The sequence below is a fragment of the Rhizobium sp. YJ-22 genome (assembly GCF_029601685.1).
GTDB lineage: Bacteria > Pseudomonadota > Alphaproteobacteria > Rhizobiales > Rhizobiaceae > Metarhizobium.
This window is the reverse complement of sequence record NZ_JARRIR010000004.1, coordinates 118,979-131,430: the sequence shown is the minus strand read 5'-3', so window position 1 is coordinate 131,430 and position 12,452 is coordinate 118,979. Positions and strand designations below refer to the sequence as shown.

Below are 12,452 nucleotides of genomic sequence, written 5' to 3'. Positions count from 1 at the left end.
GGCATCATACTGGTTCATGAGCGAGCGCCGGATTCCTGATGCCCGCAGCCGCAGAGTTTACGTCGTGGTCAGCAAAGAGGGGAGGAGCGTCCACGAGTTCCCGTCTCGCCTCGTCCGGCCAAAGCATCGCCTCGAAATCGAGCGGGACATCTCGCATCGCTGACACCAGCGCCAGCCCGACGGCTTGGGCAAGCCGTGCCGGAACTGCGTTCCCGATCTGCTTGGCGACTGCTTGCTTGCCGCCCACGAATTCCCAGGTGTCCGGGAAATCCTGGATCCGCGCTCTCATCCGCAGGGTGAGTGACGGAAGGTATCCCGGCCTTGAAGCCTCTTCCTGCGTCGGGGCGCGGTCCGGCATGCCCGTCGCGTCGAACCCGATCGCGAGCTGGACATCCTGTTCATTCCTGCGCCGTTTTCCCCGGCTGGTAACAATGGTGGATGCCTGGGCACCATGCGCGACGATCTCGCCGTGTCGGTTCAGGACAGGCTGCTCCCGCCGCTGCCGCGCCCATTCGCGTGCGCCTGTCCAGCCATTCGCGGCCATCAGATCCAGGAGAAGATCGCCCACATTCATCCTGCGATCCTGGAATGTCGGCGGCATGCGGAATGCGTCCGCCAGATCATCACGCAAACCGATGATGAGCACGCGGCGGCGAACCTGCGCAATCCCATAGTCAGATGCCTGAACTCGATGGATCTCGGTCTGATATCCGGCTCGGCGAAAGCCGCGGAGAATGTCGGCGATGTGGTCGCTATGCTTGCCATGCAACAGCCCTTCCACATTTTCGAAGACGAACGCGCGAGGCTTGATCTCGTTCACGATCCGGACGGCATCGGGGAAAAGGTCGCGTGGATCTGCCTTGCCTAGACCTTTCCCTTCGATCGAGTAGGGCTGACACGCCAAACCTCCGGCGACGAGATCGATATCAAGGGCCTGATAGGGAGTGAAGTCGATTGTCTTCAGATCGTCCTCAATCACAGTCCATGCGGGCCTGTTTTTCCTCAGCGTCGCCGCTGCGTGTGGATCGCATTCGACCAGCGCCACATGATCGAAGCCCGCACGCTCGAAACCGATGGCCATACCACCCGCGCCAGCGCATAGTTCCACAACGGTCGGACGAGGATTGAATGCGGTCTTGAGAGGATCTGTCTTCTTCGGCGCCTCGCGAGGAGGAGAGACGCGTCCGGAAAGTGACTGCAGCGCGACGAGCCACGGATGATGGTCTCCCGGAAGCCATTCGCCGACCCCCGCCGCAACGGCGAGCGTTCCTTCTGAAAGATGGATGAGCGCGAGATAGGCCGCGGCAATCTGGTGAGCCTGGGAGTTGCGCTTGAGCTTCTCGAGTGGCTGGTGATCAGCTCCGAAGAAGTGTTCGAATTCGACCTTGAGGTCGTAAGCCGTCGTGCGGATCTCGTCGTCGAGGAGATCACCCGCATTCCTGATGAGATTGATGCGGCGCACGAAGGCATCAAGCCGCCACTGGAACTCGGAAGCCTGATATGCGCCATTCCGCCGTGCCGCGGCCGCTGCCAGCCTGCCGTTGCGCTGCGCCATGACTTCCGCAGGCGTCAGGCCCGCCACCTTGAGCCGCTTCCTGATGGCGCTGATGTCATTCGTCGAGATCCGCGCGCCGATATCCATGCGCTCGATGATCTCATCGAGGACAGCGCTGTCCACGGAAACCAAGGCCTTCACGACAGGGAACGACACCCGGCCTTTTTCGAGCACATCCTCATGGCCAGCGAGCGTGTCGGCGAACTTCACGTAGGTCGACAGCTCCGAAGTCGGCACGTTGCAGGTCACGCGAAGGAATTCCCTGGCCTCGCGCTCGGTCACGACCTTCGTAAGCTTCGCGACCTCCGCAGCCATCTTCAGAATTCGATCGGTCATCTGCGACTGCAGCTCCACAATCCTCTTCTTCGCCGCAGCCAGTGCCTCGGATTTCGGATTCATCTCGTTCCCCGTTGTCTCATTGCGGGGCATGTCATATCCGGACACTTGTTGCGACACCGGTAAGCGGATGGATCGAATTTTAATGGAGACCAAGATCGGTGAGATAAAGACTTGGGCTGCCGTGGGTGCGACACTAGAGATCCGATCTACCCATCTCAGGAACCGCCGCTGCTCGAGTTCCGCTTTCGCTCCCAGTACTCGAACTCCTCAGCGAGCTTCCGTCTCCGCTCTTCCTTTGCTGTCTCCGCCAGGTTCTTTTTTTCGGCAGCGGTCAAAGGCGCTCGCTTGACCTTTTTCGTCCTGCTCGGTGGAGCCTGGATCTTGTTCTTCCTGACCTTTGTCATCTTCCCTATCGGACGGGTCTTTCGAAAGTGCCACTCGACATTGTCAGGGGAAAACCCGAGCTCCCTGTCCTTCGGCGCCAGATACCGCCCCGCGCTCGAGGTCGGAGTCATGTCCCAGAGGTCGGCCTGAAAACGCTCGAAAGAATCGCGCCAGCCCGACCAGACATATTCGCCCGAACCGATCATTCGTTCGTATTCGTTGCAGAGGAAGCTTTGCTTATCCATCGTTTCGCCACCTGAATGACTGAGCTAGAGGCCGATCGCCTCAGCGATCTCGATGGCCTCCGAGCGTGTCCGGTTCGGTTTGTGGGGGTAGTGTTCCCAGCACCACCATTGCGGTTCCGATCTGCCCTTGGAAAACCCAAAGCCGCCCCACTTGCCGCAGTCGCCGACACAGCACCAGTGATCGACATGGATGCCCGCACGAGGCTGACTGGTTCGGCTGTCCGGATCCATACTCATCTGTCTATCGCGGCTCCCCTGAACATGTTGAGCGGATACTATCTCTGTCGATAGGAGTGTTCTTGTTATGTTCTTTTTTGATCAGGAGTCAAGCCTGCGGGGTCATCACCGTCACCGCCCATGGAACCGCGCGATCCGGGCCGCACTCCGTTCAGCCGTGATCCGTCGTGCAGAGGTCATGGTTCGCAAGAGCACGGATCACGTAGCAGTCGCGGATCTGGCTGGCATTGCACTGGGTGGAGATGCGCTCGAGTTCCGCCTCCAGCTTCTTGAGACGTGCGATCTTCTCACGAACGGTCGCTAGCTGTTCAGCGGCAATCCGGTCCGCTTCGGCACAAGGAAGCTCTGGATCCTGGCTGAGATCGATGAGTTCGCGGATGGCCTCGAGCGTAAGCCCGAGATCGCGCGCATGCCTGATGAAAGACAGCCGATCCTGTTCCGCAGCGGAATAGCGGCGCTGGTTGCCGCCGGACCGTCCGGAATGGGAGACGAGACCCATCTGCTCGTAGTAGCGGATAGTGGTGACCTTGACACCGGTCGTCTTCGAAAGCTCGCCGATTGTAAGCATGCGAATCCTCCAGGACATGCAGCGGCAATTTTCAACTGCGCGATCTTTAAAGCCTCAGCAGAAAATGAATCCATCATGGACAGCGGCGGCACCGGAGCATGCGCGAATCCTGCTCGACAAATCAAGTGCGTAGATCACCAAACAGGCCACGGCAGATGCGTATTGGGTCAATTCGTCAGGATACGCGGCAACTCTGGCGGCAAGGCATCATTCCAAAAAATGGATCGACCGATCCAAGTTTTGGACTGATGCGGCGATACCTGTGAGATCCGCTTGCAGGTGCATCTCTTCATGCCGTCCACGAATCCTTTAGAACACCTTGCTAATCCGTGCCATGGCACTCCCGCTTTCTGCTTCAAAATCATCTTCAGGATCTCTGCATGCGCAGCACCCCGCCTCTCGAAGGAGTCGTTGTCATCGTCCAGGACGAGGCCGACACCGCACGCAAGCTGGAACTCGCACTTTCCCAGAAAGGTGCGACCGTCTTCACGACATCCACCATCCGGGAGACGGTGGACCTCATGTGGTCTCTCAAGCCGTCCGCAGTGGTCCTGGATCCCACTCCGGATATGGTCGGCGCGCTGTTTCTGGCGGCGCAGGCGAAGGAGCAGGGCATCACGGTCGTCCATTATGCCGACGGCGATCAAGGCGCCTGTGACATCCGGGTCGCGCGGACGAAAAACGCGTCCGCAGTCGTCGACGGGCTGGTCGCCAGGTTCCCAGCCGACACCTGAACACGCAACGGCGATCTTGATTGACTGTTAACGCGTTCGCATTATGTTCGGTAATGCAACCGGAAGGCATAGATGGCGACCGCGATTCTCTTCAAGGCCTGCAAGCACTGCGACCGCCCGCATGAGCGCGAAGGCGGGAACTACTCTGCTGATGGGTTCTGCAACGCATGCAGCGGCGACCGCAGGGCGAAGGCGGCTGCGATCCTGAAGGCGCGCCCGGTGTCACGGACTGAAATCATCGCTTCCGGCAGTTATCTCGCGCGCTCCCCGAGCCGTGCTAGCCGCCGAAATACTTCCTGAGCTGGCTGTCCGCCAGGCTCTTCGCAACGGGGCCGCCCGAACTTCCCACGGTCTTCTTCGATCCCTTGACCAGCGGATGGCTCACGGCCGTCCAGTTCCACAGCTTTCCGTGCTTCACGAGATCGACCTCGATCCGGCGGCCTTTGATCTCCCGTGTCCATCTCACACCGGCCGCGTCGATTGTGCAGTCCCAGGCGGCTTCCCCTGCGATCTCGGCGAGCGCATCCAAAGCTCGTCGGCTTGTCGCCAGACGCGTTGCGGTGTCGTCGGCAAGCATCGCCCTGATGAGACGGCGCCATCGTCCGGAAATGTGCGGGAGCCATGTCAGCCTGTCGGCATATCCTCCATCGGCCACGCTGAAGCGGGGCAGGGGGCTCTGCCTGTACCATGCGTCCCCGTGGAGCAGGCGGTAGAGCGTCATCCCCAGTGCCCAGAAATCGGATTTCTTGCTAGACAGTCCTGTCTCATGTGATTCCGGAGCCAGGTGATCGGTGTACGAGTAGCCTAGTTCGGCGTAACCCAGCACCATCTCGTCGGTCACGAGACCAAAGTCGCCGAGCTTCACGGTGCCGTTCTTCGTGACCAGAATGTTGCCGGGCTTCAGGTCGCGGTGGAGCATGTCCCGGTCATGCAGTGACCCCAGACCGTGACAGATCTGCGTCGCTATCCGATGGACTTCGGTCGACGGGAGCGGGCCCGCCTCATAAGGCTTCTGAAGAGAGCCACGCTCGCATAGTTCCATGACAAGGTAGATTGCGTCCTCGGTCGTCGATCGGTTGACATAGTAGACCTGGACGATGTTGTCGTGGGTCGCCTTCTTGAGGCTGACACCCTCCTTCACAAGGTTCTCCTTCCGCTCCTCCCACTTGTCGGGAGTGTCGTCATCCTTGGGGCGGATGACCTTGACGGCAAGCTGTTCGTGGATGTCGTCGCTTCCGAGGTGCACGTCGCCGAAATGCCCGTTGCCAAGCTTGGCGCCGATCTTGAGATTGGAAGAGAACTCGCTCATCTCAGCGGGTCGCCAATATGAGGAGGGCGGCCTCGCGGCTTCCGGTGCGCATCGCCAGACCGTCGAGGTTCTCCTTCCAGAAATCGTTGTCCTTCAGATATTCGTCCGCCTTGCGCTCGCCGAAACCTTTGCTGATGCGGGCCTTGGAGACCTGCTCGACCGGGCACCCACAAGCCAGCGCGCATATGGCAACCCCGCGCAGTTCAGCCGCCTGAAGATGTGCAAGACCCATGCCTCGAGCGTTGGCGGCGCTCTCCTTGATGACGGCCTTGGCGATGCCTTTGTCGCGGACATAGTCGGAGAGACGCTTATAGATCGTCTGGAAAGCCTTCGGGCGATCGCCCTTCTCCAGCTTCCAGGACTCGTCTGCTACGACGACTATCGGGCCGTCATCAGGAACCTCGGCGTCGACTATGATCAGTCCGTCGCCTGAAACGTGCACACCCAGCCACCTGTCCGTCACTATCTTCCGAGTCCTTTAGGGCACCCGGAGAGACAACGCAGTCGCGAAACGCAGGGGTGCTTTAGTCGTTTGAAACTAGCGGGATAGTTGATGACGGGGACGATTCGGTCAAGGTGCGGCACGAAGCTGCTGGCGGCAGCATACAGCTATTTGCTCGTGCTTGCGGGTGCCCCGTTTTGATGGGCAGCGTCTTTCACGGAATTGCTATCGCCACGTCATTCGCTGGTTGCACTTCGTTAATTTTCGGCCCGTAAGAAAGTGCAACCCTAACTGTATATTTATGCAGTTTTTAATGATCGGCAGTGCTTGTTTCAATTTGCCGTTGGCTGTCATCAATGCTGTGTAAAGGTTCGGATCATCTCGTGACACAGGCTCTCTGCGTCGGCGCATGCTTCTCACAGGTCGGTTTGCAATGCTCTCATTCGTTGTGCGGCTCCGAAGCCGATCCCATTTCAGCCTGAAGAGCAGGGCGGGTGCGTCAGGAGCGCCGCTTGTGGGGGCAGGTGCGCGAAGGCGAAGTCAGGCCAGGCAGCGCGTCGGCATCCTGATAGCCGGGTTCGCGGTCTGCTTCTCGGTCGTCGGAGGCCGCCTTGTCTGGTACGGGTTTGCCGAGCCGCTGACGACGGCATCGATCGGCAATCCTGCCATGGTTGCATCCCGTCCGGACATTCTGGACCGGAACGGAGAGCTACTGGCGACCGATCTCAACATGACCTCCCTATATGCGGATCCACGCAGGATCGTTGATCCCGACGAGGTCGTAGAGAAGCTCTCCTCGGTAATCCCCAACCTCGACTGGCGGGAGACGCATCAGAAGCTACGTTCGAAAACGGCGTTCCAGTGGCTGAAGCGCCAACTCACTCCCAGGCAGCAGGCCGATATTCTGGCCCTGGGTATTCCGGGCATCGGCTTTCGTCCTGAAAAGCGGCGCTTCTACCCCGGTGCCGAGACCGCCTCCCACATCGTCGGCCACGTCAATATCGACAATCAGGGTCTCGCAGGTATGGAGCGTTACCTTGATCAGCAGGGTTTGGCCGATCTCCGCCAGCTCGGCATGACGAGCGGCGCGCCACTTGAACCCGTGCGCCTGTCGATCGACATCCGTGCACAGACCATCGTCCGCGATGTTGCCGCAAAGGCAATGGAATCCTATCAAGCGGAAGCCGCCGGCGCGGCAATCATCGACGTGGAGACGGGCGAGGTTCTCGCGATGGCGTCGGTGCCAGACTACAATCCGAACGAGCCTTCCCGGATGCTTGCCGACGGCCGCATCGACAAGGAATACGAGAAAGGCTGGTTCAACCGGATGAGCAACGCGACCTTCGAGATGGGGTCGACGTTCAAAAGCTTCACCCTTGCCATGGGTCTCGATGCTGGCAAGATCGACCTCAACACAGTCGTAGATGCTTCAAGACCAATCCGGATGGGCGGTTTCACCATCAAGGACTTCAAGGGCAAGAACAGGCCGCTTAGCATCCCTGAGGTCTTCCAGTACTCTTCGAACATCGGTACCGCGGCCGTCGCGGACAGGGTGGGCATCGAGGGCCACCAGGAATTCCTCACACGGCTGGGTCTGCTTTCGAAGATGGAGACCGAAATGCCGGGGGTGGCTACACCAACTCAGCCGCGCACCTGGAAGAAGATCAACTCGGTGACGATCTCCTTCGGCCATGGAGTTGCGACCACACCACTTCAGACAGCGGTCGCGGCGGCCTCCCTGATCAACGGTGGCAAGCTGCTGCCACCGACATTTCTTCCCCGCGCTCCCGAGGCGGCCGCGGAGCTCGCGAAGACCGTGGTCAAGTCATCGACAAGCACCGACATGCGCTACCTGTTTTCGTGGAACGGTACCAAGGGATCCGGCCGAGCAGCGCAGGTCGAAGGATTCCGGGTAGGCGGGAAGACTGGAACTGCGGACAAGGTCATCAACGGGCGATACGCGAGCGATGTCAACTTCAATGCCTTCGTAGCGGCTTACCCGATGGACAAGCCGAAATACGTCGTGCTGAGCATCATCGATGCACCGAAGACCGGAGAGCATGGGGGGCGGACTGCGGCCTCCACCGCAGCTCCGATGGTCAAGCAGATCATCGCGCGCACCGCCCCATTGCTCGGGGTGCAGCCCAGCTTTGGATCGAGCGCGCAACCTTATCTAGTGGCGGACTACTGAATATCTCGTCCGGCACACGATGGCCGCCGCGCCGACGATGCGCATCGGGCCTAGCGGGAGCGATCCTTGTGATCGTGGCCGCCATGACCATGAAACAGGTGCATCAGGGGGCAGACGAGCAATAGGAGATATGGTGCCAGACCCCGGGCATGCCCCCAGTGCTCGCGCAGAATGAAGAAGGCAACGACGATGACGAGCGAGGCAGCCATCAGAAGCCATGTGCGAGACGAGTTCATAGATTGACGCTCCTCAGTCTGAGTGAGTTGGCGATCACGCTGACCGATGACAGGGCCATTGCCGCGGCGGCAATGATTGGCGACAGAAGAAGCCCGAACGTCGGGTAGAGGGCGCCCGCCGCGACTGGAATTCCGGCGGCGTTGTATATGAACGCGAAGAACAGGTTCTGGCGGATGTTCCGCATCGTCATCCGGCTCAACTGCCGGGCGCGGGCGATGCCCTGCAGGTCGCCCTTCAGAAGGGTCACCCCGGCGCTTTCGATCGCAACGTCGGTGCCTGTCCCCATGGCAATGCCGACATCCGCTGCCGCCAGTGCGGGAGCGTCGTTCACGCCGTCCCCGGCCATGGCGACGATGCGCCCCTCTTTCCGGAGTCGGGCGACGATCTTGCTCTTGTCCTCCGGCAGGACTTCGGCCTCGACTTCGGTAATGCCGAGCTTCCGCGCCACAGCCTCGGCGGTCGTCCGGTTGTCACCAGTCAGCATGACCACCCGAACGTTTTCATTCACAAGCGTCCTGACTGCGTCAGACGTGGTCGCCTTGATCGGATCTGCTATGGCGAACAGGCCTACCAGAACGTTGTCGGCCGCCATGAAGATGACAGTCGCGCCTTCGCCGCGCAGCTCCTCGGCCGTCGATGCCATCGCTGACACATCGACACTGGCCTCCCCCATGATCCGGTGGCTGCCCAGAATTAGCTTCCTGTCTTCGACCGTGCCCGTCACACCCTTACCCACCGGGCTGTCGAAGTCCTGTGCGTCGCCGAGCGGGATTTTGCGCTCATTGGCCACGTTTACGATCGCCAACGCCAGCGGGTGCTCGCTCGACCGCTCCAAGGTGGCAGCGAGCCTGAGAAGGTCCACTTCGGAAATGCCCTCGCGGGGTGCAATCGCGGTAACTTTGGGGTGGCCTTCGGTCAGGGTTCCGGTCTTGTCGACGACCAAGGTGTCGATCTTTTCGAAGCGTTCAAGAGCCTCGGCGTTCTTTATGAGCACGCCGAGCCTTGCGCCTCGGCCCACTCCCACCATGATGGACATCGGAGTTGCTAGACCCAGTGCACAGGGGCAGGCGATGATTAGGACCGCCACCGCCGCTATGAGGCCATGCGCAAACCGCGGCTCCGGCCCGACCAGCATCCAGATAATGAAGGACAAGACGGCGACCGCGATCACCACGGGGACGAACCAGCCGGACACTTCGTCCGCAAGCCGCTGAATGGGAGCGCGGGACCGTTGCGCTTCAGCCACCATCCTGACGATCTGGGACAGCATGGTGTCGCGCCCGACCTTGCCTGCCTCCATGATGAAGCCGCCAGTCTGGTTCATGGTACCCCCGATCAGGTTGGCTCCGACCGCCTTGGTCACAGGCATCGACTCCCCCGTGATCATAGACTCATCGACGGAGCTTCGACCCTCAAGCAGTGTGCCGTCGACGGGCACCTTCTCCCCCGGACGTACCCGCAGCCTGTCTCCCCCGGCGACCGCGTCAAGCCCGATGTCCTCGTCGGTTCCGTCTGTTTTCACGCGTCGTGCGACTTTCGGTGCCAGATCAAGCAGCGCCCGGATTGCGCCACCCGTCTGCTCGCGCGCCCGAAGCTCTAGCACCTGGCCGAGCAGCACCAAAACCGTGATGACGGCGGCCGCCTCGAAATAGACCGCGACCGTGCCCTCGGCCGAGCGCAGGCTTTCCGGAAACGCTCCTGGCAGGACCGTCCCGACGACGCTGTAGATCCACGCGACACCCGTACCCATCGCGATGAGGGTGAACATATTCAGATGGCGCGTCACCAGGGACTGCCAGCCGCGCTCGAAGAAAGGCCAGCCCGCCCATAGAACGACGGGAGTGGCCAGAACCATCTGAATCCAGTTGGATGTCTGCGGCCCGAGCAGCATGTGCAGGTTCGTCAGGTGCCCGCCCATTTCCAACGCGAGGACGGGAAGCGCCAGCACGAGGCCGATCCAGAACCTGCGTCGCATGTCGATAAGTTCGGGGCTTGGGCCGGAAGCGATCGTCGGTGATTCCGGTTCGAGTGTCATTCCGCAGATCGGGCAATTGCCTGGCCCGGTCTGCCTGACCTGTGGGTGCATCGGGCACGTGAAGATTGTTCCTTGCCCGGTGGGCGGCTGATGCCCCTTGAGAGGAACCACATTGCCCTTGTGGTGCCCATTCTCGCGATCGTGGTGGTGAGGATGTCCATAATGGTCGTGTGCCATGTCGGTCTCCTGATCAGATCGCGCCGTTGTAGGAAACATAGGTCATCATCCCCGTCGCCATGTGATACAGATGGTGGCAGTGCAGTGGCCAGTTGCCGGGATTGCCCGTATCGAACTCCACCGCGACCTCTGCCATCGGGGGCAGGAGGACGGTGTCCCGGACAGCCCCGCTGATATCACGGCCGTTGACGCGCAAGACCTGGAAGTGGTGCCCGTGCAGGTGCATGGGGTGCGCCATCATCGACATGTTCCGCATCGTCAGGCGAACTCGCTTGTCCTTGGAAACTTTCAGCGGTGCACCGGGCGATATGCTCCAAGTGTATGCGGCCATGTCACCTCCCAGTGTCAGTGTGAACTGATGGTCGGGCACGCGCGGGAAAATAGGTCTCCTTGCACGGAGCTGCTGCTCGAGACCGAGATCGAGAACAGGCCCTGGGCCTGAAGAGGTGGTGCCGATCTTCGCGACAGTCGCGCCGCTGGTTGCGAGGACAATTCCGGTCTGCTCCGTCGCGCCTTCGCGGAGAGCGAGGATCGGATATGAACCGGAACCTGCTGGAAGCTCGAGCCGGATGTCCAGGCGCTGGCCCATTGAGATCGGGAAGCGGCTTCCCGCCACGGGCTCGACATCGATGCCGTCCACGGCGATCAGATTGCCGACGATCGCTCCCGTATCGACCGTGAATGCAGTGGCAGTCGCTCCGTTGATGATGCGAAGCCGAACGCGACCCCCTTTCTCGGTTCTGATGACCTCGGGATCGTCCAGCGTGCGGTCGTTGGCGAGATATGCGTCGTATTCGATGTCGTTCAGGTCTGGTGACGACATCCCTTTCATCGGCATACTCATCGTCGACATGCCTGTCATCGGCATCTGGTGCCCCTGCATGTTCGTCATAGTCTGCATCATGTTCTGTTGGCCCGACTGCATCCCTCCGTGGCCGGAACTGCCGCCCTTCAAGGTTTCCAACAGCTCCTCGGGTGACTTGAAGGAAAAGTCATGTAGCAGGACCACGACTTCCTGTTCGTCCCGGCTTCTGTCTTCGGCCGTCCGGACGATGAGCGGTGCCGCAAGCAGGCTCTGCTCCTGAAGCGTATGGGCATGCATCCAGTGTGTGCCGCCGGGTCCGACAGGGAAGGTGTATTCCCGACTCTGTCCGGCAGGGAGCGGCGCGGCCGGATTTTCCGGTACGCCGTCCATGTCCCACGGCGGTGTCAAGCCGTGCCAATGGATGAGCGTGTCCTCCTTGGACTCGTTGATAAGGCGGACATTGAAGTCCGAGCCTGCATCAAGGACCAGACCGGGCCTGCTGTTGCGGTCGGCCAGCCCGTAGACCCTGGCGGCCTTGCCGTTCACCTCCAGGGTTCTGGTTCCGATGATGAGATCCACGGCGGCGGGATTCGCAAACGCACTTCTGGAATTGAGGATGGGAGAGACGGCTGCCGCCCCTGCGGCTAGCGTCTTCAGAAATTGGCGGCGATACATGATATGCCTCTTTGTCCTTGTCGGCATGCCGACATTGCTGATGATGGTTTTCCGCTGGAAGGCGGACGGATTCATCAGGCGGCGGACTGCGGGGGCTTAAGGGCAGGCGAGGGGGCTACCCCGGTCAGATGATCCTGCAGATCCGAGGTTCGGGTGAGCAGCATCGACACGGACGACAACTCGGTAGGCGTGGGAAGGATAAGCAGACAAACGGCGCAGATTGTGCTGCAGCAAGCCTGATCGGCAAGCACGGTCTTCGTTTTCGAATGATGGTCGCCGCTATGCTGATGTCCGACGGAAACACTGGTCTCCGTAGAGCAGGTGTGATGAGCAGCGGCTTGGGAGGCGGGCGCGCTGAAGAGGACGGCGACGGCAACAATGACCACGCAAATCCTCAACATCAGCGGTGAAAGCTTCCGCAGGTTCATCTTGTTCTGCCCAGTTTCGCACGGGAACAATCTACCGCGCTAGGATACGCTTGCGTTGATCTTCATCAAGTGGGTCGGAGATGCATCACGG

11 protein-coding genes are annotated in these 12,452 nt (G+C 60.5%); 2 read left to right on the top strand and 9 right to left on the bottom strand.

All coding sequences use genetic code 11. From position 1 onward, the window contains the following. Positions 1-4 precede the first annotated feature (4 nt). From dcm to P7F60_RS11200, 3 genes are all read right to left on the bottom strand, one after another. A complete protein-coding gene (dcm, locus tag P7F60_RS11210; RefSeq protein ID WP_277917808.1) occupies positions 5-1,954 on the bottom strand; it encodes a DNA (cytosine-5-)-methyltransferase in 1,950 nt (649 codons plus the stop codon). Positions 1,955-2,109: 155 nt separating this feature from the next. After that, positions 2,110-2,523 carry a hypothetical protein gene (locus tag P7F60_RS11205; protein WP_149737018.1) on the bottom strand — a complete coding sequence of 138 codons (414 nt, stop codon included), beginning with the start codon at positions 2,521-2,523 and terminating at the stop codon, positions 2,110-2,112. Between the two features lie 388 nt (positions 2,524-2,911). Beyond that, complete coding sequence (locus tag P7F60_RS11200; protein ID WP_277917807.1) at positions 2,912-3,328, bottom strand: helix-turn-helix domain-containing protein; 417 nt, start codon at positions 3,326-3,328, stop codon at positions 2,912-2,914. Positions 3,329-3,708: 380 nt separating this feature from the next. Between P7F60_RS11200 and P7F60_RS11195 the strand changes: the two genes are divergently transcribed. Continuing rightward, positions 3,709-4,062 (top strand): hypothetical protein, encoded by a 354-nt coding sequence (locus P7F60_RS11195; RefSeq protein WP_277917806.1) that lies wholly within the window; start codon positions 3,709-3,711, stop codon positions 4,060-4,062. Positions 4,063-4,339: 277 nt separating this feature from the next. Here P7F60_RS11195 and P7F60_RS11190 read toward each other — a convergent pair whose 3' ends face one another. After that, positions 4,340-5,371 (bottom strand): serine/threonine-protein kinase, encoded by a 1,032-nt coding sequence (locus P7F60_RS11190; protein WP_277917805.1) that lies wholly within the window; start codon positions 5,369-5,371, stop codon positions 4,340-4,342. A 1-nt stretch (position 5,372) separates the two neighbouring features. Next, positions 5,373-5,834 (bottom strand): hypothetical protein, encoded by a 462-nt coding sequence (locus P7F60_RS11185; protein WP_149737022.1) that lies wholly within the window; start codon positions 5,832-5,834, stop codon positions 5,373-5,375. Between the two features lie 412 nt (positions 5,835-6,246). On the opposite strand from P7F60_RS11185, the gene P7F60_RS11180 reads away from it, so the two are divergent. Beyond that, positions 6,247-8,004, top strand: a complete 1,758-nt coding sequence (locus tag P7F60_RS11180) for a penicillin-binding protein 2 (protein WP_277917804.1) — start codon at positions 6,247-6,249, stop codon at positions 8,002-8,004. A 50-nt stretch (positions 8,005-8,054) separates the two neighbouring features. Here the strand turns inward: P7F60_RS11180 and P7F60_RS11175 are convergent, their stop codons facing one another. From P7F60_RS11175 to P7F60_RS11160, 4 genes are all read right to left on the bottom strand, one after another. Then, positions 8,055-8,240 (bottom strand): DUF2933 domain-containing protein, encoded by a 186-nt coding sequence (locus P7F60_RS11175; protein WP_277917803.1) that lies wholly within the window; start codon positions 8,238-8,240, stop codon positions 8,055-8,057. Then, complete coding sequence (locus P7F60_RS11170) at positions 8,237-10,453, bottom strand: copper-translocating P-type ATPase (protein ID WP_277917802.1); 2,217 nt, start codon at positions 10,451-10,453, stop codon at positions 8,237-8,239. Before P7F60_RS11170 ends, P7F60_RS11175 begins: the two co-directional genes overlap by 4 nt. A 13-nt stretch (positions 10,454-10,466) precedes the next feature. Further along, on the bottom strand, positions 10,467-11,933 hold the full coding sequence (locus tag P7F60_RS11165; RefSeq protein WP_277918171.1) for a multicopper oxidase domain-containing protein: 1,467 nt from the start codon (positions 11,931-11,933) through the stop codon (positions 10,467-10,469). Positions 11,934-12,007: 74 nt separating this feature from the next. After that, positions 12,008-12,361, bottom strand: a complete 354-nt coding sequence (locus P7F60_RS11160; RefSeq protein WP_277917801.1) for a hypothetical protein — start codon at positions 12,359-12,361, stop codon at positions 12,008-12,010. Between the last annotated feature and the right edge of the window lie 91 nt (positions 12,362-12,452).

Bases quoted from the DNA above. Each gene is read 5' to 3' on its own strand.
- dcm (WP_277917808.1), bottom strand. From the start codon at position 1,954: ATGAATCCGAAATCCGAGGCACTGGCTGCGGCGAAGAAGAGGATTGTG.
- P7F60_RS11175 (WP_277917803.1), bottom strand. From the start codon at position 8,240: ATGAACTCGTCTCGCACATGGCTTCTGATGGCTGCCTCGCTCGTCATC.
- P7F60_RS11180 (WP_277917804.1), top strand. From the start codon at position 6,247: ATGCTCTCATTCGTTGTGCGGCTCCGAAGCCGATCCCATTTCAGCCTG.
- P7F60_RS11160 (WP_277917801.1), bottom strand. From the start codon at position 12,361: ATGAACCTGCGGAAGCTTTCACCGCTGATGTTGAGGATTTGCGTGGTC.
- P7F60_RS11165 (WP_277918171.1), bottom strand. From the start codon at position 11,933: ATGTATCGCCGCCAATTTCTGAAGACGCTAGCCGCAGGGGCGGCAGCC.
- P7F60_RS11190 (WP_277917805.1), bottom strand. From the start codon at position 5,371: ATGAGCGAGTTCTCTTCCAATCTCAAGATCGGCGCCAAGCTTGGCAAC.
- P7F60_RS11200 (WP_277917807.1), bottom strand. From the start codon at position 3,328: ATGCTTACAATCGGCGAGCTTTCGAAGACGACCGGTGTCAAGGTCACC.
- P7F60_RS11170 (WP_277917802.1), bottom strand. From the start codon at position 10,453: ATGGCACACGACCATTATGGACATCCTCACCACCACGATCGCGAGAAT.
- P7F60_RS11195 (WP_277917806.1), top strand. From the start codon at position 3,709: ATGCGCAGCACCCCGCCTCTCGAAGGAGTCGTTGTCATCGTCCAGGAC.
- P7F60_RS11205 (WP_149737018.1), bottom strand. From the start codon at position 2,523: ATGGATAAGCAAAGCTTCCTCTGCAACGAATACGAACGAATGATCGGT.